Origin of the sequence: Variovorax sp. OK605 (assembly GCF_900115445.1) — a bacterium.
Taxonomy (GTDB): domain Bacteria; phylum Pseudomonadota; class Gammaproteobacteria; order Burkholderiales; family Burkholderiaceae_C; genus Variovorax.
This window is the reverse complement of the sequence record NZ_FOWL01000037.1, coordinates 1-23,850: the sequence shown is the minus strand read 5'-3', so window position 1 is coordinate 23,850 and position 23,850 is coordinate 1. Positions and strand designations below refer to the sequence as shown.

Sequence of the window (23,850 nt, the reverse complement as noted above, 5' to 3'; positions counted from 1 at the left end):
GCGCCTACCTGCTGTTCCAGCGCCGCGTGCTGCTGGGCGTCGACTGGGCGTTGCTGGCCATCATCGCGCTGATGTTCGTCGACCTGCGCCAGCTCGCCGAGCTGCCGGCCGTGGCCGCGCTGGTGGGGCAATGGCCGATCGCCGAAGGCTGGCGCGCCTACCTTGCCGCCATCGTCACCTCGCAGTTCATCAGCAACGTGCCGGCCACCATCCTGCTCGACCGCTACGTGCACGACCTGCCCGCGCTGGCGGCCGGGGTGAGCGTGGGCGGCTTCGGCTGCGTGCTGGGCTCGCTGGCCAACCTCATCGCGCTGCGGCTGGCCAAGGTGCCGCACGGGCTGCGCGAGTTCCACCGCATCAGCGTTCCTTTCCTGGTCGTGTGCGCGGCGTCGGCGCTGCTGCTGCGGCTCGGTTGATCGTGTTTTTCCGTTCCACGACCACTCACGCAAAGGACTCCCCATGGCGCATTCCCATGACAACCACGACACCCATGACACCCTCGATGTCTGGTCCGTCGAAGGCCGCTTCCAGCACCTGGTGTACAGCCCCAGGGGCGGCGTCGAAGGCGTGCTGATCGACACCGACGGCGTGCCCACGCAGTTCGTTTTCGAGCGCCACGACGAAGGCGCGGCGTCCGCCTTCGCGGGCCTGCAGGTCGGCCAGGCGCTGGTGATCGAGGGCACCGAGGAAGGCCCCTCCCCCAAGGGGAAGGCGGCGCACACGGTGTACCGCTTCGAGCGGCTGGCCTCGGTCGACGGCGAAACGCCGCGGCACGCGGGCGCCGGCGAACGCATCGACGGCACGGTGGTGCGCCTGAACTACGCACGCCACGGCGAGGCCAACGGCGTGGTGCTCGACACGGGCGACTTCGTCCACACCCGGCCCGACGGCTTCGAGCGGCTGGGCCTGAAGATCGGCGACGAAGTGCGTGCCGAGGGCCGCGCCCAACCACTGGCAACCGGCGAAGGCCGCGTGATCGAGGCCGTGCGGGTCAACGGCCGGCCGGTGCACGACGCCGAGCAAACCTGACGCAGGCGCTGCACTTGCGGTGGCGCAGAGGCTGCGCGGACAATCCGCGCCAGCCATGCACGCTCCCGATTTCTCCCTGCCGGCGCGCCACGAACTCGTGCTGCGCGACTACAGTGCCGCGCACGGCAGCCACGCGCACGACCACTTCCAGGTGCTGATCGGGCTGGAGGGCGTGCTCGAGATCGAGGTGGAAGGCCGCGGTGCCGGCATCGGCGCGGGCGAGGCGCAGGTGGTCGCGCCCGGCGACCGGCACGACTTCCAGGCGCGCGGGCGGCACAGCCGGTGCCTGGTGCTGGACACCACGCACGCCGCATGGGCGCGTTGCGCCGAGCGCGCGCCGGTGGACGCGCCGCAGCTGCACACGCTGGCGCGCTACCTGGCGCAGTGCATCCAGCAGCCGCAGGCGTCCGCGCTCGCCCTGCTGCATGGCCCGGCGCTGCTGCTGGAAGCCTGGCGCCCCGCGCCGCCCACTGCCGATTCGCGCCGCCGGCGCATCGACTGGCCCGCGCTGGCCGACTGGGCGCGCGCCCGCTGGCACGAGCCGCTGAGCGTGGCCGACCTGGCCGAGGTGGCCTGCCTGAGCGCCAGCCAGTTCGCGCAGCGCTGCCGCGACGAGCAGGGCACGGGCCCGATGCAGTGGCTGCGCGCGCTGCGGCTGGCGCATGCGCGCGAGCTGCGGCTGGGCGGCCTGAGCGTGGCGCAGACGGCGCGCCGCACGGGCTACCGGTCGCCTTCGGCGCTGACGGCGGCCCTGCGCCGCTGACTTCGGTGTTTCTCCCTCCCCTTCCGGGGGAGGGCCGGGTGGGGGCACGACGGCCTCCGAAATGCGCGGCGCCTGATCGAAGGCCCGCCCCCATCCCAACCTTCCCCCGGGAGGGGAAGGAGCAAGACCGGCTCCGTCTTCGTGTTTCTCCCTCCCCCGCTGAGGAAGGGCCGGGGTGGGGGGCACGACGGCCTCCGAAAATGCGCGGCGCCTGCTCGAAGGCCCGCCCCCATCCCAACCTTCCCCCGGGAGGGGAAGGAGCAGGACCCAGGATCGTCGTTGCGCGACGACGCGCCGCCATTGCGCGACGACCGAATCGCGTAGCCTCGCCGCTCATGTCCTCGACCGTCTACGCCCTGCTCGCCATCGCGCTCTGGACCACGCTGGCCTCGCTCGGCACCGCCCTGTCGCACCTGCCGCCGTTCCTGCTCACGGGGCTGGCGCTGGTCATCGGCAGCGTGCCGAGCTGGCCGCTGGTGCTGCGCGACCGCCGCGCCTGGAAAGTGCCGCCGCGCACGCTGGCGCTGGGCATCTACGGCCTGTTCGGCTACCACTTCCTGCTGTTCATCGCGCTGCGCTACGCGCCGCCGGTCGAGGCCAACCTGGTCAACTACCTGTGGCCGCTGCTCATGGTGGTGCTGGCGCCGGTGCTGCTGCCGGGCGTGTCGCTGCGGCCGCTGCACATCGTGGCGGGGCTGCTGGGGTTCGCGGGCGCGGCGGCGGCGATCCTCGGCGCGAGCGGCGGCAGCACGCCGAGCGGGGCGCCGGCCGGCCACTGGGGCTTCCTGCCGGCCGCGGCCTCGGCCTTCGTCTGGGCCAGCTACTCGCTCGGAACCCAGCGCGTCGCGGCCTTCCCGACCTCGGCCATCGGCCTGTTCGGGCTGGTTTCGGGCCTGCTCTCGCTGGGCTGTCATGTGCTGCTCGAACCTTCGTTGGCGCTGTCGGGGCGCGACTGGCTGCTGCTGGTGCTGTGCGGCCTGGGCCCGCTGGGCGCGGCCTTCTATGTGTGGGACATGGCGCTCAAGCGCGGCGACGCGCGCCAGATCGGCATCCTGAGCTACATCACGCCGCTGGGCTCGACGGCCTTGTTGCTGCTGGTCACAGGCCGCCCGCTGACCTGGACCATCGTGCTCGCGGCGTGGCTCATCATCTCCGCGGCGGTGATGGGTACCCGCGCGCGGGGAGACTGAATCAGGCTGTGTCCGACGGGTTACCCACCCTTTTTCTGGCTAGAGTGGAGGCCAAGGAAAAAAGGAGCCCATCCATGGAAAACAAGAACAAGAACGAGGATTTCGAAATCACCCCCAAGCTGGTGTTCGACCTGAACCTGGCGCTGTACCTGGACCTGGTGGCCGCGCTGGACAGCGCGGGCGCCATCACCTACCGCCAGATGGCGGCACGGGTGCTGAACGTGAGCATGGACGCCCGCGCCGACGGCGAAGTGGGCCTGTCCACCGTGCTCGAAGGCGTCGCCAAGGGCTTTGCCGGCCAGAGCGACGGCATGTCGATCGAACTGCTGAAGGCCGCGCACAGCCTGCGCGACGACGAGGCGCTGGGCGACGTGCCGATGCGCCCCGCCATCGACTGATTCCCCCAGGCTGGCACCGAAATCGCTAGGCCTTGGGCACAACAGCTCCAAGGTAACAACATGGCGAAGATCCCTCCCGGTGTCGGCCCGCGTTTCCCGCAGGTGGTGGTGCTGGTCGGCGCCACCGGCGACCTGGCCCGGCGCAAGCTGCTGCCGGGGCTGTTCCACCTGTGCAGCGCCGGCTTCATTCCGGGCTGCCGCATCATCGGCGTGTCGCTCGACGAGCTCGATGTAGACGGCTTCCGCACCGCGGCCCGCTCGGCACTCGACGAGTTCGGCAGCCGCAAGACCACCCCCGCCGCCTGGGAGGCCTTTGCCGCCACCCTCGACTACGTGCCGCTGTCGGCCGGCGCCGCCGCGTTGCGCGCCGCGGTCGACCGGGCCGAAGCCTCGCTGGGCACCGAGTGCCAGCGCCTGCACTACCTGAGCGTGCCGCCCAGCGCGGCGCTGACCGTGGTGCGCACGCTGGGCGAGGCCGGGCTGGTGGAGCGCTCGCGCATCGTCATGGAGAAGCCCTTCGGCACCGATCTGGCCAGCGCCGTCGCGCTCAATAGCAAGCTGCACGAGGTGTTCCAGGAAGAGCAGATCTTTCGCATCGACCACTTCCTGGGCAAGGAGCCGGCGCAGAACATCCTGGCCTTCCGCTTCGCCAACGGGCTGTTCGAGCCCATCTGGAACCGCAACTTCATCGACCACGTGCAGATCGACGTGCCCGAGACGCTGGGCCTGGGCAAGCGCGCCGGCTTCTACGAGCAGACCGGCGCCTACCGCGACATGGTGGTCACGCACCTGTTCCAGATCCTGGCGTTCATGGCCATGGAGCCGCCCACCGCGCTGGAGCCCGCGCCCATCAGCGAAGAGAAGAACAAGGTGTTTCGCAGCATGGAGCCGATCCAGCCCGGCGACGTGGTGCGCGGCCAGTACAGCGGCTACCGGGGCGAGGAAGGCGTCGACCCCGACTCCGACACCGAGACCTTCATTGCGCTGAAGTGCCACATCGACAACTGGCGCTGGGCCGGCGTGCCCTTCTACCTGCGCACCGGCAAGCGCATGGCCGAGGGCCAGCGCATCATTTCCATTGCCTTTCGCGAGCCGCCCAAGAGCATGTTTCCGCCCGGCTCGGGCGTGGGCGCGCAGGGGCCCGACCACCTGACCTTCGACCTGGCGGACGCGTCGAAGATGTCGCTGTCTTTCTACGGCAAGCGCCCCGGCCCCGGCATGCGGCTGGACAAGCTGAGCCTGCAGTTCGCGATGCGCGACACCGGCATGGCCGGCGAGGTGCTGGAGGCCTACGAGCGGCTCATCCTGGACGCGATGCGCGGTGACCGCACGCTGTTCACCACGGCCGAAGGCATCGAGCGCCTGTGGGAGGTGTCGACCCAGCTGCTCGAGTCGCCGCCGCCGGTGCGGCTCTACGAGCAGGGCTCATGGGGACCGAAGCCGGTGCACCAGCTGATTGCGCCGCACGCGTGGCGGCTGCCGTTCGAGCGGGCGTGGCGCGATCCGAACAAGGTGGGGAGCTGAAGCCCCCACCGGAACGGCCTCTGCCTGTTCAGGCCTCGGCCACCTGCAGCACCAGCTTGCCGAAGTTCTCGCCCGCGAACAGCTTGTTGAGCGACTCGGGGAAGGTGTCCAGCCCCTTCACGATGTCTTCCTTGCTCTTCATGCGCCCGTCCTTCAGGTAGCCGGCCATCTCGGCGATGGCGATGGGGTAGCGGTCGGCGTAGTCGAACACCACGATGCCTTCCATGCGCGCGCGGTTCACCAGCAGGCTCAGGTAGTTGCGCGGGCCGGCCGCGGGCATGCTGTTGGCGTTGTTGTACTGGCTGATGGCGCCGCAGATGATGATGCGGGCCTTGCGCGCCAGCTTGGCCAGCACGTGGTCGAGGATCTCGCCGCCGACGTTGTCGAAGTACACGTCCACGCCCTTGGGGCAATGTTCCTTCAGGCCCGCGCGCACCGCGCCCTCGCCGGCCTTGTAGTCGATGCAGGCGTCGAAGCCGAGCTCCTTCACCACCCAGTCGCACTTGGCGGCGCCGCCGGCAATGCCGACCACGCGGCAACCCTTGAGCTTGGCGAGCTGGCCCACGGTCTGGCCCACGGCGCCGGCCGCGCCGGAGACCACCACGGTCTCGCCGGGCTGGGGCTGGCCCACGTCCATCAGGCCGAAGTAGCCGGTCATGCCCGGCATGCCCAGCACATTGAGCCACTGGCCGATGGTGCCGACGCTCAGGTCGACCTTCACGAGGCCGTTGCGCTTCAGGTCTTCCTGCGCGATCAGGATGTATTCCTGCACGCCCAGCGTGCCGTACACGGTGTCGCCGACGGCGAACTTGGGGTTCTTCGAGGCCACGACGCGGCCGATGCCGCCGGCGCGCATCACCTCGTCGATGGCCACGGGCGGGATGTAGCTCTTGGCGTCGTTGAGCCAGCCGCGCATGGCGGGGTCGAGCGACAGCGACAGCGTCTTGACCAGCACGCCGCCTTCGGCCGGCTCGCCGACAGGCTCGGTGGTGAATTTCCAGTTCTCGCGCGTGGCGGTGCCCTCGGGGCGCTTGGCGAGGCGGACCTGGTGGTTGGTGAGGGGGCTGCTCATGGTGTCTCCTTGACCTTGAATGACGGACGCTGGCACGGAGGCGCATCGTAGCCGTGGGGCCCGGCCCGGCCGGGTAGCGCAGGCGACAGCGCCGGCGGGGGCCCATGAGCTCGCGCCGCCCGGGCCAGCGCGCGCTCCCCGTGCTAGGTCAACCTGACGATGATCTGCAGCCCCGGCTGCGCGTTGCGCACCGTCAGCTCGCCGCCATGCGCCTCGGCGATCAGCCGGCACAGGTACATGCCCAGGCCGACGCCGCCGGTGGCGCGCGCGCGGGCGCCGTCGGTGCGGTAGAAGGGCTCGGTGAGCCGCTCGAGCTGTTCCTCGTCCACGCCGGGGCCATGGTCGCGCACCTCGATCTCCACGCCCTGCTTCTTGCCGTCGAGCACCGCGCGCAGCGACACACAGGGCGGACGCGGCGCGCCGGCGCTGTAGCGCAGCGCGTTGTCGAGCAGGTTGCGCACCAGCAGGCGGATGCGCATGCGATCCACGCCGTGCGGCGGCAGGCCTTCGGCCAGGTCGAGGTGCACGTGCTGCGCGCCGGGCATCTCGGCCACGGTCTCGCGGACCAGCACCGCCAGGTCGACCGGCTCGCGCAGCAGCGCCACGTGCGGGCTGGCCAGGCGCTCGCTTTCCAGCAGGTCGCTGATGAGGTCGCGCATCTCGTTCAGGTCGCGCAGCAGCGCCTCGCGCTCGGCCTGGCCTTCGGGCGTGGCCGGCAGCAGCTCGGCATTGAGCCGCGCGCGCGTGAGGGGCGAGCGCAGCTCGTGGCTCAGCGCCAGCAGCAGGCCGCGCTTGGCGTCCAGCATGGCCTGGATGTCGTCGGCCATGGTGTTGATGCGCTGCGCGAGGTCGCCCAGGTCGTCGTTGCGGCGCACGGGAATGGGCTGCGTGAACTCGCCGCGGCCGAAGCGTTGCGCGCCTTCGCGGATGTCGATCAGCGGGCGCAGCAGCCGGCTCACGTAGGCATAGGCCAGCAGCACGCACGACAGCAGCAGGCCCAGCGTGGCCCAGCCGATGACGCGCGGCGCCAGCTCCCAGAGCTTGGGCGCCCAGCCGAAGATCACGCGATGCCCGTCGGCGGTGGGGCGAATGAACCACTTCTCGCCGCCGAACACGTCCTCGCGGTCGTGCATCCAGCCGCCGGGGCTGCTCGCGCCGCCGGGGTTGGAGTCCCAGTTGACGGTGGGGCCGACGATGCGGATGGTGATGGGCAGCCGGGCCACCAGCGCCTGCGCGCGTGTCACGTCGGGCGGCGTGCCGATCTCCGCGACCAGGCGGTCGGTGTAGTCGGTCAGCATGGGCTTGGCGGCCTCGGCCCAGCCGGTGGAGAACGACTTCTTCATGCCGCCCATGAACACCGCCGCCATCACCAGCGCGAGCATCACGAACATCAGCACCAGCCGCACGCGCAGCGAGCGGCGCCAGCGGCGCTTGCCCTGCACCTTCTCGTTCCAGCGCGCGTGCCACTGGGTGCGCCACTCTTCGCGCGACATGTCCTCATGGCACGCCATGCGGCGCCGCATCTCGCGCATGGCTGCGCGATGGTCCCTGCGGTTGACGCTCATGCCGCCTCGCTGCGTGCGACCGCCAGCGCATAGCCGGCGTTGCGCAGCGTCTTGATGCAGTCCAGCGGCTCCAGCTTCTTGCGCAGGCGGCTCACCACGATGTCGACCGCGCGCGTGTAGAGCTCGGCCTCGTGGCCGCGCAGGCGGTTCAGGATGTCGTCGCGGCTGAACACCTTGCCGGGCTCGCCCGCCAGCAGCGCCAGCAGTTCGAACTCGGTGCCGGTGAGCTCCACGCGCTCGCCGTGGCGCAGCACCTGGCGCCGGTCGAGGTCGATGGCCAGGCCGTCGAACACGCGCTGCTGGCTGCTGGCGGCCGGCGCCTGCGGCACGCTGCGCTGGCGCCGCAGGATGGTCTGCACGCGCGCCACCAGCTCGCGCGGCTCGAAGGGCTTGGGCACGTAGTCGTCGGCGCCGAGCTCCAGGCCGACCACGCGGTCCATCACCTCGCCGCGAGCGGTGAGCATCACGATGGGAATGTCGCTTTCCTTGCGGATCTCGCGGCACAGCGCGAAGCCGTCCATCTCGGGCAGCATCACGTCGAGGATCGCCGCGTCGTAGGTGCCCGCGCGCAGCTTGGCGAGGCCTTCGCTCGGGCGCACCGCGCTTTCGAGCGTGCAGCCGAAGCGTGCGAAGTAGGTGGTCAGCGGCGCGGCGAGGTGTTCGTCGTCGTCGATCAGCAGGATGCGCGGCATGGCGGGATTGTGCCTCCTGGCAAGGAAATGGCGGATGACTTCGCTGACCATCAGACCTGCCGGCATCGCACCGCCCAGGTCAGGCCCGTCACCAGGAGTGAGAGCAACAGCGCGTGATAGACCACGTCGGGCACGGTGCGCGGGCCGATGCCCGCGACGATGGTGCCCAACCCGACCAATGTGCCCAGCAGCGCGAAGCCCTGGCCGAAGATGGCGGCGCGGCGCGCGTCGCCGGGGCGCAGCCAGGTCTCGACCGTGGCGAGCACCAGCACGGTGGCAATCACCGATTCGGCCACGCGGGCGGGCGCATGCGCGTAGCCTGGCACGATGCGCCCGGCGTGCACCGCCGATGCCAGGCCGAGCGAGAGGGCTTCGGCGAGCATCCAGGCGCGTGCGATGCGCGCGATGCGCGCGTGGGGCAATCGGTTCACGCCGCTCACCATGGATCGGCCTTTCCGATGCGCCCCAGGTGCGTGAAGGCAAAGCCCGCGGCGTACTTCAGGCCGTAGCCCAGCGCGCGGTCCAGCCCGATGTGGACCAGCCAGATCAGGCTGCCGGCCACCGCCCACGGCATGGCCGCGGACACGCCCAGCGCCAGCAGCAGCGCGGGGCCCGCGTACGAGTGCGCCGCGTTGTAGAGCGCCGCGCCCACGCGCGGGCCCGCGAGGTAGCCCAGCAGCGAGAGATCGGGCACCAGCAGCCAGAGCGCGAACGCGCCCCAGCCCGCGCCGAACTGCGCGTAGGCAGCCAGCGCCACGGCGAACACCGCGACGCCTTCGATGCGCAGCAGCGCGCGAACGCCGCCCACCGTGCCCGCGGTGCCCTGCTCGACGGCCTGCTCGCGAGACACCGTGGAAGCGGCTTCGCCGGGCCATTGCTGCTGCCCCCGCAGAGCGGGAAGGCGAAGCGACCCGAAGCGCGCGAAGCCCGGGGCTGGGCCGACGTCAGCCACGGTGGCTCCACCGGCGGCCGCCGCGCTCCATGAAGTCGCGCACCTTCTGCTGCTGGGCGGCGTTCAGGTTGTCGTAGAAGTCGGCGGCGGCGGCGATGATCTCGGGGCTGCCGTTGCGCACGGCGGTGGTCTTCTCGTCGACCAGGCGCGTAGCGCCGGCCTGGTCGAGCTTGTTGCCCGCGAACAGCGCCTTGAACTGCGAGCGCGGGTCGCCCGAGCCGCCCGCGCCGCGCATGGCTTCGCGCTGCGCCTGCAGCTTCTCGGCGAGCACGGTGAGCTTCTGTTTCTGGTTGGCGTCGAGCTCGAGCTTGCTGCCCACGCGCTCGACCATCTTCGCGCGGAAGTCCGCGCTGTCGCCGCTCCAGCCGTGGCGTTGGCCGGCACAGCCGGCGATGCTGCCGGCCACCATGGCGGCGCCCGCGAAACCGAAGAGAGTGCGTTTGATCCAGTGCTTCATTTCAAGTCCTTGGTTGTCTTGTGAGGAGGAAGCTCGATGGTGCGATGCGCACCGGGCCAGGTCCTCTCGCCGGGGTATCGGCGTGTTTCGCTTTATTGCGACGGGGGTGGCAACAGCCCGAAGCGCGGTTGAAGCGCGGTTGAAGGGCTGCTTACAGCCGGCTGCTCTTGGCGTTGATGGCCGCGGCGCGCGCGTCGACGGGGTTCTGCAGGGTCGAGATGACCTTGCTGTTCACGCGCGAGCCGGAGGACACGTTCTGGTCGGGCGCGGCCGCGGTGCGCATGGCCTCGGCGACGACGCGGTCGCGCTCCATCGACACGGCCATGGTCTCGGCGCCGCGCGAGCCGCGCACCACGTTCTGGTTGGGCGCCGAGGCGGTGCGCATGGCTTCGGCGTTGACGTCGGCGCGGCTCTTGGCCGACACCGCGGGCTGCACGCCCTCGTAGCTCTCGGCCTTGGCGCCGGCGGCGGCGAGCATGGCGAACGAGCTGATCGCGATGATCTGGGAGAACGAGACGGAGGTGGAGACGAACTTCATGATGCAGGCCTTTCTTTCGGGGTTGGAAGAGAAGGCCTGATCGTGCTTGCGCGCGCCGCGCAAGTCCTTTCGCCACGGTTGCGGCGTGTATCGTTATATTTCGGCGCGCCCCCAGGCTGCGCGCACTTCGTGTCGCTCCTCCACGCCCTGCCGGGGGCAACACCGGAGGCCCGGCAAAGCCGGTTCCTCGGTGTTTCGCGAATGAATCAGCCCGCCATGGTGGCGGCGGGGTCGTCCGATTCGAGCACGCTCTTGGCCCACGCCTCGAGCTTGCCGGTGTCCGCGCGCAGCACCTCCTGCTTGACCGCGAGGATGCGCGAAGGGTGCATCGAGAAGCTGCGCAGGCCCAGGCCCAGCAGCAGGCGCGTGAAGGCCACGTCGCCGGCCATTTCGCCGCACACCGACACGCCCTTGCCCTGGCGCCGGCACTCGGTGATGGTGTCGGCCACCAGGCGCAGCACCGCGGGGTGCGCGGGGTCGTAGAGGTGCGCGACCGATTCGTCGGCCCGGTCGATGGCCAGCGTGTACTGGATCAGGTCGTTGGTGCCGATCGACAGGAAGTCGAAGTGCTTCAGGAAGATGCGCAGCGTGAGCGCGGCGGCCGGAATCTCGATCATGGCGCCGAGCTTCACCTGGCCGTGCACCACGCCGCGGTTGTCGAGCTCGGTGCGCGCGAAGTCGATCAGCGACAGCGTCTGGCGGATCTCGCTGGCGTGCGCGAGCATGGGAATCAGCAGGTGGATCTCGCCGTGCGCCGCGGCGCGAAGAATGGCGCGCAGCTGCGTGAGGAACATGGCCGGGTCGGCCAGGCTCCAGCGGATGGCGCGCAGGCCGAGCGCGGGGTTCAGGTGCTCCTGCTTGTTGGCCGACTTGCTGTCCAGCGGCTTGTCGGCGCCCACGTCGATGGTGCGGATCGTCACCGGCATGCCCTGCATGCCCTCGACCGCGCGCTTGTAGGCCTGGTATTGCTCTTCCTCGTCGGGCAGCCGGGTCTGGCGCGTGGACGACTCGCGGCCCATGAAGAGGAACTCGCTGCGGAACAGGCCCACGCCCACGGCGCCGGCCTTGACCGCGCCCGCGGTGTCTTCCGGCATCTCGATGTTGGCGAGCAGCTCGACGCGCTGGCCGTCGAGCGTGACGGCGGGCTTGTGGCGCAGCCGCGCGAGCCGGCCGCGCTCGAGGTCGCCCTGGCGCTGCTTGAAGCCGTACTCGGCCAGGATGATCGGCGACGGGTCGACGATCACCACGCCGGCGTCGCCGTCGATGATGACCCAGTCGTCCTGGCGCACCAGCTGGCTCGCGGTGCGCGCGCCGACCACGGCCGGAATGTCCATGCTGCGCGCCACGATGGCGGTGTGCGAGGTGCGCCCGCCCACGTCGGTCACGAAGCCGGCGAACACGCTCTTCTTGAACTGCAGCATGTCGGCCGGCGACAGGTCGTGCGCAATGAGCACCAGCGGCACGTCGATGCCGTCGCCCGCGGTGGGGTCGTCGTTGTCGGAGTCGTCGTCCGCGGCGGCGGCGCGCTTGCGCCGCGGCGGGCTCGGCGCGAGCACGGCGGCCGTGCCCTTCATGCGGTGCAGCAGGCGCTCGACCACCTGCTCGAGGTCGGCCTTGCGCTCGCGCAGGTAGGCGTCTTCCATCTCGTCGAACTGGCGCGCGATGATCTCGAGCTGCGTGGTCAGCGCCCATTCGGCGTTGTAGAGCCGCTCGCTGATCCAGTGCTTCACGCCGCCGCTCAGGGCTTCGTCCTGCAGCAGCATCTGGTGCACCTCGAGCAGCGCGGCGAGTTCGTGCGGCGCGTCGTTGGGGCCCATCTGCGCGACGTTGGCCTGCAGCTTGACGAGCTCTTCGGCCACCGCGTTGCGCGCGGTGCGCACGCGGTCGATCTCGGTCTCGATCTCTTCGGGCTTGATGAAGTAGTGGGCCACGTCGATGCGGCTGGACACCACCAGCACCGCGCGCCCGATGGCAATGCCACGGGCAACGGGAAGGCCGTGGACTGCGAAGGTCATGACCTAGCTTGCGAGATGCCGTCGAAGCGGCTTTGCCGGGCGCCCGGCATCGTCCCCTGCGAGGGGGCCGGCGGTTACACGAAGTGAGGAAGCCTGGGGGTGGGCCATTTCATTCGCCTTCGCCGAACTTGTCGTCCATCAGGTGGACGATGGCGTTCATGGCTTCTTCCTCCTGCGGGCCGTTGGTCTCGAGCTCGACGGTGGAGCCGAGGCCGGCGGCCAGCATCATCACGCCCATGATGCTCTTGGCATTGATGCGGCGGTCGCCGCGCGACAGCCACACCTCGCAGGGAAAGCTGCCTGCGAGCTTGGTGAGCTTGGCCGATGCGCGTGCGTGCAGGCCCAGCTTATTGCTGATGGTCACGGATTTCTTGATCACTGTGCTTTCTTTTCGCCTGGTTCTGGGGAGCCGCGACCGCCACCTGCATGACACCCGCGGTACCGCCCGCGAGGGCGCGCTGCACCAGTGTCTCCAGCGGTTCGTGCCGGTAGGTCACCGCGCGCAGCAGCATCGGGAGGTTGACCCCCGCCACCAGCCGCGAACGCACGCCGTCCACCAGCTTCTGCGCCACGTTGCAGGGCGTGGCGCCGAACACGTCGGCCAGCACCAGCACCTGCGAACGGGGCGCGCGCAACTGCTGCTCGAGCGTGATGCGCGCGGCGGCCAGCGTTTCTTCGGGCGACACGTTGGGCAGCACGTCGAGCGCGACGATGGCCTGCTCGCTGTCGGGAAACACATGCAGCGCGCACTGCCGCAGCGCGTGCGCGAACGGTGAGTGGGCGATGATGAGGATGCTGTTCATGCGGAGCGGAGGACGACGCGTCGATTATGCGGGGGCGTCCAGGGTAAGTAGATATGTGACACAACGCCCGAGCGGCGAAAAAGGGACAGTCCGGCATGAAATGACGCTGCCTGGACGGGCCCGCAGGCAGCCATCGGAACCATGGCGGGCGATTGGCATTGCTGTGGAGCCTGCGCGCTCATGGAAGACGCAGGCCTTCGAAGAAGGTCTTGGGCGCGTCGGGCGACGAAGGCTTGCCGAGCACGGTCGCCTGGTAGAGCGCGACGCTGCCGTCCTTTTGCGACTGGGCGAACCACAGGATCTGCAGCGGCGCCGCGCCCTGCGCCGCGTCAAGCCGCAGCGGGGGCGGCGTGGCGGTGGCGCGCTGGAGTTCCGCAGGCGCTTCGGTCACGGGCGCCGCGCCGAGTTGCGCCCGCGTGGCGGCGCGCCACGCATGGAGCCAGGCCTGGGCCTGTTCCGGGCCGTTGGCCGAGGCATGCGCGATGGCGAAGGTGGCGCCGCCGGCCTCGCAGCCCGTCATGTCGACCTGCACCGACTCGGCGCCCAGCGGCAGGGCCCGGTTGGCGCGGTCGGCCTTGCACGGCAGCAGCGCGACCAGGCCCGATTCGGCGATCGGCACTTCGCGCCAGTTGAAGGTGGGGCTGCAGGCGGCGAGCAGGACGGCTGCGGCCAGCGCGAGCCAGGGACGGGGGGCGGGGGACGGCATGGGGGAGCGATTATCGGCCGTGCCGTATGTGCTGTGCCGTATGTGCTGTGCCGTGCCGCGCGACGGGGCGGCCGGACCAGTCGAGGCGTCGCCAGCACGATCCGGCGTGCGGAACTAAAATCGCGCCGCCCTCCTCATCCCTGGTGCCATGAAGAAATACATCGCCGCTGCCTCCGTCGTCCTTGCGCTGGCCGTTGGCGCGGGCGTGTACTTCAACTCCGGCGCCACCGCCGCGCCGGCCTCGACCTTCGTGCTGCTCGACGGCACGCAAAAGAGCACCGCCGACCTGAAGGGCAAGGTCACCCTGGTCAACTTCTGGGCCACGAGCTGCGTGACCTGCGTGGGCGAGATGCCCAAGGTCATCGCCACCTACGACAAGTACAAGGCCCAGGGCTACGACACGCTGGCCGTGGCCATGAGCTACGACCCGCCGAGCTACGTCGTCAACTTCGCCGAAACGCGCAAGCTGCCGTTCAAGGTGGCCATCGACAACACCGGCAGCGTGGCGCAGGCCTGGGGCGACGTGAAGCTCACGCCGACGACCTACCTGGTGAACAAGCGCGGCGAGATCGTGAAGCGCTATGTGGGCGAGCCCGATTTCGCCGAGCTGCACAAGCTGATCGAGAAGCTGCTGGCCGAGGCCTGAGTTTTCGCGGCCCCCTGCTTCCCCCTGCTTCCCCGCAAAAGGCGCTCCGAAAGGGCGCCTTTTGTTTTGGAGCTTGCCGCTCCGAGGCCGCCGAGCAGGCCTAGAGGACGGCTTTCGAGCGGCCAATAGCAACAACCCGAAGCAGATGGGCGGCCGGATTTTGCTAATCTGCGCCTTCCGCAGCATTGCGCCACCGCGCGCTTTCCTCGATGACCGACTCCTTCGCGGCCGCAGTTTCCGGCCCGCTCTCCGGCACTGGCGAGGCCTGCCGGGCTTCTTGCGTGCGCGCATGAGCTTCTCCGTATCACGCCCCCTGCCGCTCTCGGCCATGCCGGCCGTCGTGCTGGTCATGCCCGAAGAAGCGCACGAGATTGACGCCACGCGCGCGATCTTCCGCGACTACGCCGCCTCGCTGGGCATCGACCTGGACTTCCAGGATTTCGACGGCGAGCTGGCCTCCCTGCCCGGCGACTACGCCGAACCGCGCGGCACGCTGCTGCTGGCGCTGGTCGATCCCGCGAACGTGAAGGAAGAAGCCGGCCGGCAGGCGCCGATGCTGAAGCGCGCCGACGGCACGCTGGTGCACGTGGCAGGCTGCTGTGCGCTGCGTCCGCTGGACAACGCGGACTACGCCAATGCCGCGGAAATGAAGCGCCTGTACGTGCGCCCCGGCTTCCGCGGGCTGGGCCTGGGCCGGCAGCTGGCCGAGGCCATCCTCGATGCCGCACGCGGCGCGGGCTACGGCTGCGTGCTGCTGGACACCCTCGACGACATGGAGTCGGCGCGGGCCCTCTACGAAGACCTGGGCTTCGAAGAGGTGCCGCCCTACTATCACAACCCCGTTGCCGGGGCCCACTACCTGAAGGCGGATCTCTATTAAGAGATTCAGCCGCGGGCTTGCGCCAGCAGCGTGTCGGCGTCGCTGACCTCGAACTTGCCCGGTGCCTCGACGTTCAGCGTCGCGACCTTGCCGTCCTTCACGAGCATCGAGTAGCGGTTGCTGCGCAGGCCCATGCCGCGGCCGTTCAGGTCGAGCGTGAGGCCCGTGGCCTTGGCGAAGTCGGCGCTGCCGTCGGCCAGCATGCGCACCTTGGCGCCGGTCTTCTGGTCGCGCGCCCAGGCGCCCATCACGAAGGCGTCGTTCACGCTCACGCACCAGATCTCGTCCACGCCGGCGGCCTTGAAGTCGTCGAAGTGCTGCACGTAGCCGGGCACATGCTTGGCCGAGCAGGTGGGCGTGAAGGCGCCGGGCAGTGCGAACAGCGCGATGGTCTTGCCGGCCGAGGCCTTGGCCACGTCCACGGCGTTCGGGCCGATGCTGCAGCCTTCGCCCTCGACTTCGGAATACTCCTGCAGGGTGGCCGAGGGAAGGGTGTCGCCGACTTTGATCATGTAGATGCTCCAGAAAAAGAAAAACGGCCCACATTGTGGGCCGTTTTCGAGTGGGCTGTCGGGAGCCGGGAGATCTGGACGCTTAGACCAGAACTGCCTTCTCGACCAGACGGGTCACGACCCAGTTCTTGGTCTTCGAGATCGGACGGCTTTCCGTGATCTCGATGGTGTCGCCCAGCTTGTACTCGCCCTTTTCGTCATGGGCGTGGTACTTGCTCGTCTTGGCCACGATCTTGCCGTAGAGCTCGTGCTTCACACGGCGCTCGACCAGCACGGTCACGGTCTTGGCACGCTTGTCGCTGACCACCTTGCCGATCAAGGTGCGCTTGAGGGATTTTTTAGGTTCCGTCATGTTCACTCCTTACTTGGCGGCGGGGGTTTCTTGCTGCTTCTGAGCAAGAATGGTCTTGGCGCGAGCGATGTCGCGACGCGTCACGCGCAGCGTCGAGGTGTTCGACAGCTGTTGCGTGGCCTTCTGCATGCGCAGACCGAAGTGGGCCTTCTGCAGGTCCTTGATTTCGGTTTCGAGGCCAGCGACATCCTTCGTGCGAAGGGTTGCGGCCTTGGTCACCTTGGCCGGAGCCGCGGTTTCTTTTTTCTTACGGGTTGCCATCAGTGTTCTCCTCTCAGGCGCCGAGCTGGCGAGCGACGAACGTCGTGCGCAGCGGAAGCTTGGCGGCGGCCAGGCGGAACGCTTCGCGAGCGAGTTCTTCGGGCACGCCGACGATCTCGAACACGATCTTGCCGGGCTGGATTTCAGCGACGTAGTACTCGGGGTTGCCCTTACCGTTACCCATCCGCACTTCAGCGGGCTTGGTAGAGATTGGCTTGTCCGGGAACACGCGGATCCAGATACGGCCACCGCGCTTCACGTGACGCGAAATCGCGCGACGAGCGGCTTCGATCTGGCGTGCCGTGAGGCGGCCGCGATCGGTGCATTTGAGACCGAAATCACCGAACGCAACCGAGTTACCCGTGGTTGCGACGCCGGTGTTGCGGCCCTTTTGTTCCTTGCGGAACTTTCTGCGTGCAGGTTGCAGCATGTTTTGTTACTCCGTGAGGGCCCCAGGCGCTTTCGCGCCCGGGAGCGACCGATTACTCGGTCTTGGCACCGTCCGCTGCTGCAGCGGGCGCGGCTTTGCGGACGCGCTTAACGGCGGGTTTCGAGTCTGCACCGGCACCGCCGGTTGCTTCTGCGGGCTTGTCGCTGCCATCGGCGGGAGCGGTGTTGCCACCGATCGGGCCACGGCCGCCGGCACGGGGGCCGGGACCACGACGGTCGCCACCCGGACGGTCGCCAGGGCGACCATCACGGCGGGGACCACGCGGACGACGTTCTTCTTCAGGACGCGGCGTTTCGACGGCCGGCAGGTCGTTACGACCCAGCGTGTCGCCCTTGTAGACCCAGACCTTGACGCCGATGACGCCGTACGTGGTCTTGGCTTCCGAGGTGCCGTAGTCGATGTCGGCGCGCAGGGTGTGAAGCGGCACGCGGCCTTCGCGGTACCACTCGGTACGTGCGATTTCGATGCCGTTCAGGCGGCCAGCCGACATGATCTTGATGCCCAGGGCACCCAGACGCATGGCGTTTTGCATGGCGCGCTTCATGGCGCGGCGGAACATGATCCGCTTTTCGAGCTGCTGCGTGATGCTGTCGGCGATCAGCTGTGCATCGATTTCGGGCTTGCGCACTTCTTCGATGTTGACCGCAACCGGCACGCCGAGCTGCTTGCCCAGTTCGCGCTTGAGGTTCTCGATGTCTTCGCCCTTCTTGCCGATCACGACGCCCGGACGTGCCGAGTAGATCGTGATGCGTGCGTTCTTGGCGGGACGTTCGATCATGACGCGCGAGACCGAAGCGTTCTTCAGCTTCTTCTTCAGGTATTCGCGAACCTTGATGTCTTCGGCCAGCATGCCCGCGAAATCGCGGTCGCTTGCGTACCAGCGGCTGGACCAGTTACGGGTAACCGCAAGGCGGAACCCGGTTGGGTGGATTTTCTGTCCCATATTTCTTCCAGGCCTTCTTAGTTGCCGACCGTCACGTACACATGGCACGTGGGCTTGCTGATGCGATTGCCGCGACCCTTGGCCCGAGCGGTGAAACGCTTGAGCGTTGCACCTTGCTCGACGTAGATGGTCTTGACCTTCAGCTCGTCGATGTCGGCACCGTCGTTGTGCTCGGCGTTGGCAATAGCCGACTCCAGCACCTTCTTGATGATCACAGCGGCCTTTTTCTGCGTGAACTGCAGAACGTTGAGCGCTTGATCGACCTTCTTGCCGCGGATCAAGTCCGCGACCAGACGGCCCTTGTCGACCGACAGGCGGACACCGCGGAGGACTGCACGTGTTTCAGACATGGTCGTTCCTTACTTCTTCTGGACTTTTTTGTCCGCGGGGTGCCCCTTGAACGTGCGCGTGAGCGCAAATTCGCCGAGCTTGTGGCCGACCATCTGGTCGGTGATGTACACGGGCACGTGTTGCTTGCCGTTGTGCACAGCGATGGTCAGACCGATGAATTCGGGCAGAACCATCGAGCGGCGCGACCAGGTCTTGATCGGCTTCTTGTCCTTGGTCGTCACGGCCTTGTCGGCCTTGGCCACGAGGTGGTGGTCGACGAAAGGACCCTTTTTGAGAGAGCGAGTCATTGGCTATCCCTTACTTCTTGCGACGCGACACGATGAAGACCTGCGTGCGCTTGTTGTTACGGGTGCGATAGCCCTTGGTCAGATTGCCCCATGGGTCGACAGGGTGGCGGCCTTCGCCAGTCTTGCCTTCGCCGCCACCGTGCGGGTGGTCGACCGGGTTCATCACGACGCCGCGCACGGTCGGGCGAATGCCCTTCCAGCGCTTGGCGCCTGCCTTGCCGAGTTGGCGCAGGCTGTGCTCTTCGTTGGCCACTTCGCCGATGGTTGCGCGGCATTCGATGTGGATGCGACGCACCTCACCCGAACGCATGCGGACCTGGGCGTAGACGCCTTCGCGAGCCAGCAGCGTGGCCGACGTGCCGGCCGAACGCGCGATCTGCGCGCCCTTGCCGGGTTGCAGTTCGATGCAGTGGATCGTCGAGCCGACCGGAATGTTGCGGATCGGCAGGGTGTTGCCGGCGCGGATCGGGGCTTCGGCGCCCGACATCAGCGTTGCACCGGCTTCAAGACCGCGCGGGGCGATGATGTAGCGGCGCTCGCCGTCGGCGTAGCAGACCAGAGCGATGTGGGCGGTGCGGTTCGGGTCGTACTCGATGCGTTCGACCTTGGCCGGGATGCCGTCCTTGTTGCGCACGAAGTCGACAACGCGGTAGTGGTGCTTGGAACCACCGCCACGGTGACGGATCGTGATGTGACCGTTGTTGTTACGGCCGGCCTTCTGGAACTGGGGTTCCAGCAGGGCTGCGTGAGGAGCACCCTTGTACAGGTGGTCACGCGAAATCTTCACCGCGCCGCGTTGGCCCGGCGAAGTGGGTTTCATCTTGATGACGGCCATGATTAAGCGCCTTCCCCGACGAGGTTGAGCTCTTGACCGGCCTTCAGCGTCACATAGGCCTTGCGAACGTTGTCGCGGCGGCCGATGGACTTGCCAAAGCGCTTGGTCTTGCCCTTGGTGTTGAGCACCGACACGCCCTGGACTTCGACCTTGAACATCAGTTCAACAGCGGCCTTGATCTCGGGCTTGGTGGCGTCTTGCAGCACCTTGAAAGTGACAGCGTTCGACTTTTCGCCGACCATCGTGGCCTTTTCGGACACGATCGGGGCGACCAGCACCGCCATCAGGCGGCCTTCTTCGAACGTACGTTCAGCGGCGGTAGGGTTCACGCGGCTCATGCGAACATCTCCTTGAGCTTGTCGACGGCACCCTTGGTGACCAGCACCTTCTTGTAGTGAACCAGCGACACCGGATCGGCGTAACGGGGTTCGACCACGAGGATGTTGACCAGATTGCGCGAGGCAAGGTACAGGTTTTCGTCGACTTCTTCGGCGATCACGAGCACGGACTCGAGATTCATCGCCTTGAAACGGGCTGCCAGCGGCTTCGTCTTGGGCGAATCCACGGTCAGCGAATCGACCACGGCCAGACGGCCTTCGCGAGCGAGCTGCGAGAAGATGGCGGCCATGCCGGCGCGGTACATCTTCTTGTTGATCTTCTGCGAGAAGTTTTCGTCAGGCATGTTCGGGAAAATCCGGCCACCCCCGCGCCACAGCGGCGAGGACGTCATACCGGCACGGGCGCGGCCCGTTCCCTTTTGCTTGAAAGGCTTCTTGGTCGAGTGATGGACCTGTTCGCGGTCCTTCTGGGCGCGCGTGCCTTGGCGGGCGTTGGCCTGGAATGCAACGACGATCTGGTGAACCAGGTCTTCGTTGTAGTCACGGCCGAACACGGTCTCGGGGGCGTCGTACTTCGACGCGGCCTGGCCTTGTTCGTTCAGGAGTTCGAGTTCCATTACTTCGCTCCTTCAGCCGCTTGCGGCTTGGCCTTGATGGCGGGACGCACGGTGACAAAGCCACCCTTCGAACCCGGAATCGCGCCCTTGATGAGCAGCAGTTGACGTGCTTCGTCGATGCGGAACACGTCGAGGTTTTGCGTCGTGCGCGTGACGTCACCGAGGTGACCCGTCATGCGCTTGCCGGGGAACACGCGACCGGGGTCTTGTGCCATACCGATCGAGCCGGGAACGTTGTGCGAACGGCTGTTACCGTGCGACGCGCGTTGCGAGCTCATGTTGTGACGCTTGATCGTGCCAGCGAAGCCCTTGCCGATGGAAGTGCCTTGCACGTCCACCTTCTGGCCCACGGAGAAAACGCTGCCGGCCGTGATCACGCCGCCAGCCTTGTGCTGACCTGCGGTATCTGCGGTGACGCGGAATTCCTGGATGATTTCGCCTGCTTCGACACCCGCCTTGGCGAGGTGTCCGGCTTGGGGCTTGGTCACGCGCGATGCTTTGCGCGAACCGAACGTCACCTGCAGGGCGACGTAGCCATCGGTCTCTTGGGACTTGATCTGGGTCACACGGTTGTTGGACACATCCACCACCGTGACAGGAACTGCGTCCCCGTCATCGGTGAAGAGACGCATCATCCCCACCTTGCGGCCCAGCAACCCGAGGGAGTTGCTCAGACTCATATGTTTTCTCCAAAAATGGAAATCCTCTTCCGCCACTGCCACTTCAATTGGCAACAGCGTTTGCCAGATTTCTCCGGCTACGGAAGAAGGTTGATAAATCTCTGCCCACACAACACCCTTGCGGACGCAACAAGGGCAGAGCCAGCGATTATAGCCCGCGGTGCGGGCGCATTGCAAGTGCGGTTGTGGCGCCCGTTTCCGGGCGTTATTTCGGCTCTTTCGGCTCTTTCGGCTCTTTGAGCTCTCTGGGCTCTCTGGGCTCTCTGGGCTCCTTCGCGGGCGAAGAAATGATCTTTTCACCCTCGGAGGACGACTTCACCTCGCCCGCGCCCTTCATGCTCGGCGCAGCCGACCCGGTCTGCACCGGGATCGCGACGATGCTCATGGCGCCGTTCTGCGTGACGAAGACGTTCAGGTAGGCCAAGCCTTCCCGGTCGCTGGTCACCGTTGCGGTCATGCTCGTGCGCTGGCCTGCGGGCAGCGCCAGGGTGCCGGCGGTCGCCAGGGTCAGGCCGGCGTCGGTGCTCAGGCGCACGGTGGCGCCGGCCGGATCGGTGACGCCGTCGAATTGCAGGGTGATCGAGACCGGGCGTCCGATCTGCGCCACACCCGCCACGCTGTACTGGATGGTGACGCCGGAGTCGTTGGGCTTGCGCGCGGCGACCGTCAAGGGTGCCGCGTGCGAAGGCGCCGCATGTTTGCCGGCGCGAGGGGCGGGAACCCCGTCCGCAAAGGCGGGCGATGCCGCGAGCATCAGCCAGGCCACGGCGGCAATCGCCGAACTGGAGCTGGAGCGCAGTTTCATGGCGGTCTCCCTACTGCTGTTGGATCGCAACGCCGAAACAGGTGTTGGCGGAGGAATTGTTGAGGTCGTTGATCACCAGGACGTGCTCACCGGCGGCCAGGTTGACCGAGCCGGTGTTGCTGCTCAAAAGGCCGCCACGGTAGATCGAGAAGCTGGGACTGGCGCCCGCGGGCGTGGAAATCGCGAACTGGTGGGGGCGGTTGGCCAGCGCCGTGAACCGCAGGTACGCAAAGCTGCCGAGCTTGTTGCCGTCGCGCGCCGGATCGGCCGCGTTCGTCACGCAGGCCTGGGTGACGGCACCGTTGGTCGAGGCTGTCTTGTACATCGGCAGCGCGGCCGCCACGCCCCCGTCGTTCGTTTCCTGCTGGCCGTAGGCATCGTTGTTGGCTGCGTTGATGACCTGCCCGGCCAGCAGTGTGGCCAGCGCCGAGGCACTGCCCGGCGCCACCACATTGAATGCCGCCGTGAACGGGTGGACCGACGTGACCGGCGCACCGCCGATGAACAGGGAGCTCGTCATGGCGTCGTGGATCGGCTTGAACCCGACCTGCTGGTTCAGGTTCCAGAAGACCGGCTGGATCGAGGTTTCACGGAACCAGCCCGGATTGGACGCCGGGCCTTTCGACAGGTCGAGATTGCTGCCCTGCGACTGGCCGGGGCCGCCCGAGTCGACATAGTTGCCGCGCCCCAGCGCGATGCCGGACCAGGCGTTGCCCCAGCCTTCGGAGAAGGCCAGCCGGCGGTCGACGCGTTCGCCCGTGGTGTGCGCCCCGCCGGTGGAGTCGTCCCGGCTGAAGGAGGCCTGGTAGTAGTGGCCCCACTCGTGCGCGATCACGGGCGCGTCGAATTCGTCGGTGTCCACGTTTTCCTTGCCGAGCACGTAGATCTCGGCACCGGAGGTCCGGTCGATGAAGAAGGTGGTGCCGATCTGTCCCAGCGCCACGCTGCCGCCGGCGTTCGTGTTGTTCACGCTCCAGAACACCTTCAGCGACGGAAATGCGGTCGCCGGCGCCACGGACAGGACTTTCTGCATCGCGGTGTAGACCGTGTCCATCACGGCGAACGGGCCGGACACACGCTCGCCGGTGTAGCTCGACCCGCCCCAGCCGCTGCCGGCGCGCACGTCGCGCGTGAGGGCCGCGGTTCCGGTCGAGAACGCCGACGACTGCATGGAATAGATGGCGCTGGAGCGTGTGTTGTCGCGCACCGTGACGTCCCAGGTCGCGCCCGGCCCGGGGCGGGTCAGCTGCGCGCGCACGCGAACGACGACGGTCGTGCCGCTGGGCACGCTCACGGCATAGCCGCCGCTGTCGTCCGTCGAGGTTGCAACCAGCTGGTTGCCGCCGGCATCGAGCACTTCGACGTAGGCGCCGCGCACCGGCTTGACCGAGGTGTCGGCATACACGAGTGCGCCGCTGACATTGGGCACCGACTCGTAGGTGGCCGTGCCGCTCAAGGTGACGGGGGCCGCCGAGGGAACGGGCAACGGCAACAAGGGGATACCGCCGCCGCCCCCGCCTCCACTGCCGCCGCCGCCGCAAGCGGCCAGCAAAGCCGCCGCCGCGATACACGCCACAAGTCCCGCCGCAAAAGAGAACTTCTGTCTCATAGCTTGTGCTGCCCTCGTTTCAGTCCCGGCCAATGCCGTGAAGAAGACCGGTGCGCGAGGATGCCACAGCTGCCCGCCAAAAATCACAAAGCCCGCCTGCATTTCTGCAGGCGGGCTTCGTTAGTAAATCCGACGCGAGGTCGAATGAATTACTGCAGCTTGATCTCGACGTCCACGCCAGCCGGCAGGTCGAGCTTCATCAGCGCGTCCACGGTCTTGTCGGTTGGGTCGACGATGTCCATCAGGCGCTGGTGCGTGCGGATTTCCAGCTGGTCGCGCGACGTCTTGTTGACGTGCGGCGAACGCAGGATGTCGAAACGCTTCATGCGGGTCGGCAGGGGCACGGGGCCCTTGACGATCGCGCCGGTGCGCTTCGCGGTGTCCACGATTTCAGCGGCCGATTGGTCGATCAGCTTGTAGTCGAATGCCTTCAGGCGGATGCGGATTTTTTGCTTGGTTGCCATGGTGATTCCTTTGCGTCCGGCTTAGATGTCGAGGATCTTGGCCACGACGCCCGAACCCACGGTGCGGCCGCCTTCACGGATGGCGAAGCGCAGGCCTTCTTCCATCGCGATCGGG

General features: G+C 67.8%; 32 protein-coding genes and 2 pseudogenes. 8 read left to right on the top strand and 26 right to left on the bottom strand.

Annotation, left to right across the window (positions count from 1 at the left end; genetic code table 11):
- The 6 genes and pseudogenes from BM013_RS40180 to zwf form a co-directional block, all read left to right on the top strand.
- Nucleotides 1-416 (top strand): annotated as a pseudogene (locus tag BM013_RS40180) (citrate transporter); the annotation flags it as partial.
- Between the two features lie 43 nt (nt 417-459).
- Complete coding sequence (locus BM013_RS40175) at nt 460-1,029, top strand: hypothetical protein (protein WP_093136352.1); 570 nt, start codon at nt 460-462, stop codon at nt 1,027-1,029.
- A gap of 55 nt (nt 1,030-1,084) precedes the next feature.
- Nucleotides 1,085-1,792: a helix-turn-helix transcriptional regulator gene (locus BM013_RS40170; protein WP_093136349.1), complete on the top strand. Its 708-nt coding sequence runs from the start codon at nt 1,085-1,087 to the stop codon at nt 1,790-1,792.
- A 335-nt stretch (nt 1,793-2,127) separates the two neighbouring features.
- Complete coding sequence (locus BM013_RS40165) at nt 2,128-2,982, top strand: DMT family transporter (protein ID WP_093136347.1); 855 nt, start codon at nt 2,128-2,130, stop codon at nt 2,980-2,982.
- Nucleotides 2,983-3,056: 74 nt separating this feature from the next.
- Nucleotides 3,057-3,380 (top strand): hypothetical protein, encoded by a 324-nt coding sequence (locus tag BM013_RS40160; RefSeq protein WP_093136344.1) that lies wholly within the window; start codon nt 3,057-3,059, stop codon nt 3,378-3,380.
- Nucleotides 3,381-3,440: 60 nt separating this feature from the next.
- Nucleotides 3,441-4,904 carry a glucose-6-phosphate dehydrogenase gene (gene zwf, locus BM013_RS40155; protein ID WP_093136341.1) on the top strand — a complete coding sequence of 488 codons (1,464 nt, stop codon included), beginning with the start codon at nt 3,441-3,443 and terminating at the stop codon, nt 4,902-4,904.
- Nucleotides 4,905-4,932: 28 nt separating this feature from the next.
- On the opposite strand, the gene BM013_RS40150 is transcribed toward zwf, so the two are convergent.
- The 11 genes from BM013_RS40150 to BM013_RS40100 all read right to left on the bottom strand — a co-directional run bounded on the left by BM013_RS40150 (nt 4,933) and on the right by BM013_RS40100 (nt 13,704).
- Complete coding sequence (locus BM013_RS40150; protein ID WP_093136338.1) at nt 4,933-5,976, bottom strand: NADP-dependent oxidoreductase; 1,044 nt, start codon at nt 5,974-5,976, stop codon at nt 4,933-4,935.
- A gap of 143 nt (nt 5,977-6,119) precedes the next feature.
- A complete protein-coding gene (locus BM013_RS40145; RefSeq protein ID WP_371271032.1) occupies nt 6,120-7,508 on the bottom strand; it encodes a HAMP domain-containing sensor histidine kinase in 1,389 nt (462 codons plus the stop codon).
- A 29-nt stretch (nt 7,509-7,537) separates the two neighbouring features.
- Entirely contained in the window at nt 7,538-8,233 is a 696-nt protein-coding gene (locus BM013_RS40140; RefSeq protein ID WP_177206639.1) for a response regulator transcription factor, read from the bottom strand.
- A gap of 50 nt (nt 8,234-8,283) precedes the next feature.
- On the bottom strand, nt 8,284-8,664 hold the full coding sequence (locus tag BM013_RS40135; protein WP_256220107.1) for a hypothetical protein: 381 nt from the start codon (nt 8,662-8,664) through the stop codon (nt 8,284-8,286).
- A gap of 5 nt (nt 8,665-8,669) precedes the next feature.
- Nucleotides 8,670-9,185, bottom strand: coding sequence for a DUF4260 domain-containing protein (locus tag BM013_RS40130; RefSeq protein ID WP_093136333.1), 516 nt, complete (start codon nt 9,183-9,185; stop codon nt 8,670-8,672).
- Nucleotides 9,178-9,642 carry a Spy/CpxP family protein refolding chaperone gene (locus BM013_RS40125; RefSeq protein ID WP_093136330.1) on the bottom strand — a complete coding sequence of 155 codons (465 nt, stop codon included), beginning with the start codon at nt 9,640-9,642 and terminating at the stop codon, nt 9,178-9,180. The genes BM013_RS40130 and BM013_RS40125 overlap by 8 nt, the downstream gene beginning before the upstream one ends.
- 151 nt (nt 9,643-9,793) lie before the next feature.
- Complete coding sequence (locus BM013_RS40120) at nt 9,794-10,180, bottom strand: DUF4148 domain-containing protein (RefSeq protein ID WP_093136354.1); 387 nt, start codon at nt 10,178-10,180, stop codon at nt 9,794-9,796.
- A 206-nt stretch (nt 10,181-10,386) separates the two neighbouring features.
- On the bottom strand, nt 10,387-12,195 hold the full coding sequence (gene ptsP, locus BM013_RS40115) for a phosphoenolpyruvate--protein phosphotransferase (protein WP_093136328.1): 1,809 nt from the start codon (nt 12,193-12,195) through the stop codon (nt 10,387-10,389).
- A gap of 109 nt (nt 12,196-12,304) precedes the next feature.
- Nucleotides 12,305-12,574 (bottom strand): HPr family phosphocarrier protein, encoded by a 270-nt coding sequence (locus tag BM013_RS40110; RefSeq protein ID WP_081266134.1) that lies wholly within the window; start codon nt 12,572-12,574, stop codon nt 12,305-12,307.
- Nucleotides 12,543-12,998, bottom strand: coding sequence for a PTS sugar transporter subunit IIA (locus tag BM013_RS40105; RefSeq protein WP_093136325.1), 456 nt, complete (start codon nt 12,996-12,998; stop codon nt 12,543-12,545). Before BM013_RS40105 ends, BM013_RS40110 begins: the two co-directional genes overlap by 32 nt.
- 178 nt (nt 12,999-13,176) lie before the next feature.
- On the bottom strand, nt 13,177-13,704 hold the full coding sequence (locus BM013_RS40100; RefSeq protein WP_093136323.1) for a hypothetical protein: 528 nt from the start codon (nt 13,702-13,704) through the stop codon (nt 13,177-13,179).
- Nucleotides 13,705-13,852: 148 nt separating this feature from the next.
- Between BM013_RS40100 and BM013_RS40095 the strand changes: the two genes are divergently transcribed.
- A complete protein-coding gene (locus BM013_RS40095; protein WP_093136320.1) occupies nt 13,853-14,350 on the top strand; it encodes a TlpA disulfide reductase family protein in 498 nt (165 codons plus the stop codon).
- 289 nt (nt 14,351-14,639) lie between these two features.
- Nucleotides 14,640-15,230, top strand: a complete 591-nt coding sequence (locus tag BM013_RS40090) for a GNAT family N-acetyltransferase (RefSeq protein WP_093136317.1) — start codon at nt 14,640-14,642, stop codon at nt 15,228-15,230.
- 5 nt (nt 15,231-15,235) lie between these two features.
- Here the strand turns inward: BM013_RS40090 and BM013_RS40085 are convergent, their stop codons facing one another.
- The 15 genes and pseudogenes from BM013_RS40085 to BM013_RS40015 form a co-directional block, all read right to left on the bottom strand.
- Complete coding sequence (locus BM013_RS40085) at nt 15,236-15,742, bottom strand: peroxiredoxin (RefSeq protein WP_093136314.1); 507 nt, start codon at nt 15,740-15,742, stop codon at nt 15,236-15,238.
- An 82-nt stretch (nt 15,743-15,824) separates the two neighbouring features.
- Nucleotides 15,825-16,094: a 30S ribosomal protein S17 gene (rpsQ, locus tag BM013_RS40080; protein ID WP_007838145.1), complete on the bottom strand. Its 270-nt coding sequence runs from the start codon at nt 16,092-16,094 to the stop codon at nt 15,825-15,827.
- Nucleotides 16,095-16,103: 9 nt separating this feature from the next.
- Nucleotides 16,104-16,313, bottom strand: coding sequence for a 50S ribosomal protein L29 (gene rpmC, locus BM013_RS40075; protein WP_093136311.1), 210 nt, complete (start codon nt 16,311-16,313; stop codon nt 16,104-16,106).
- A gap of 55 nt (nt 16,314-16,368) precedes the next feature.
- Nucleotides 16,369-16,785, bottom strand: coding sequence for a 50S ribosomal protein L16 (gene rplP / locus BM013_RS40070; RefSeq protein ID WP_093136308.1), 417 nt, complete (start codon nt 16,783-16,785; stop codon nt 16,369-16,371).
- A gap of 52 nt (nt 16,786-16,837) precedes the next feature.
- The gene (rpsC, locus tag BM013_RS40065) at nt 16,838-17,749 is read right to left on the bottom strand and encodes a 30S ribosomal protein S3 (RefSeq protein WP_081266126.1); all 912 of its coding nucleotides are present in this window, start codon (nt 17,747-17,749) and stop codon (nt 16,838-16,840) included.
- Nucleotides 17,750-17,766: 17 nt separating this feature from the next.
- On the bottom strand, nt 17,767-18,099 hold the full coding sequence (gene rplV / locus BM013_RS40060) for a 50S ribosomal protein L22 (RefSeq protein WP_007838134.1): 333 nt from the start codon (nt 18,097-18,099) through the stop codon (nt 17,767-17,769).
- Nucleotides 18,100-18,108: 9 nt separating this feature from the next.
- Nucleotides 18,109-18,387, bottom strand: coding sequence for a 30S ribosomal protein S19 (gene rpsS / locus BM013_RS40055; RefSeq protein WP_007838132.1), 279 nt, complete (start codon nt 18,385-18,387; stop codon nt 18,109-18,111).
- 10 nt (nt 18,388-18,397) lie between these two features.
- A complete protein-coding gene (gene rplB, locus BM013_RS40050; RefSeq protein ID WP_093136306.1) occupies nt 18,398-19,222 on the bottom strand; it encodes a 50S ribosomal protein L2 in 825 nt (274 codons plus the stop codon).
- Nucleotides 19,223-19,224: 2 nt separating this feature from the next.
- Complete coding sequence (gene rplW, locus BM013_RS40045; RefSeq protein ID WP_093057773.1) at nt 19,225-19,560, bottom strand: 50S ribosomal protein L23; 336 nt, start codon at nt 19,558-19,560, stop codon at nt 19,225-19,227.
- Nucleotides 19,557-20,177, bottom strand: coding sequence for a 50S ribosomal protein L4 (gene rplD, locus BM013_RS40040; protein WP_093136303.1), 621 nt, complete (start codon nt 20,175-20,177; stop codon nt 19,557-19,559). Before rplD ends, rplW begins: the two co-directional genes overlap by 4 nt.
- Nucleotides 20,177-20,857 (bottom strand): 50S ribosomal protein L3, encoded by a 681-nt coding sequence (gene rplC, locus BM013_RS40035; RefSeq protein ID WP_093136301.1) that lies wholly within the window; start codon nt 20,855-20,857, stop codon nt 20,177-20,179. Before rplC ends, rplD begins: the two co-directional genes overlap by 1 nt.
- A 205-nt stretch (nt 20,858-21,062) precedes the next feature.
- Nucleotides 21,063-21,662, bottom strand: coding sequence for a hypothetical protein (locus tag BM013_RS40030; protein WP_093136298.1), 600 nt, complete (start codon nt 21,660-21,662; stop codon nt 21,063-21,065).
- A 10-nt stretch (nt 21,663-21,672) separates the two neighbouring features.
- Complete coding sequence (locus BM013_RS40025; RefSeq protein WP_256221907.1) at nt 21,673-23,118, bottom strand: hypothetical protein; 1,446 nt, start codon at nt 23,116-23,118, stop codon at nt 21,673-21,675.
- Between the two features lie 302 nt (nt 23,119-23,420).
- Nucleotides 23,421-23,735 (bottom strand): 30S ribosomal protein S10, encoded by a 315-nt coding sequence (gene rpsJ, locus BM013_RS40020; RefSeq protein WP_007838118.1) that lies wholly within the window; start codon nt 23,733-23,735, stop codon nt 23,421-23,423.
- Between the two features lie 21 nt (nt 23,736-23,756).
- Nucleotides 23,757-23,850, bottom strand: a pseudogene (locus BM013_RS40015) (elongation factor Tu); the annotation flags it as partial.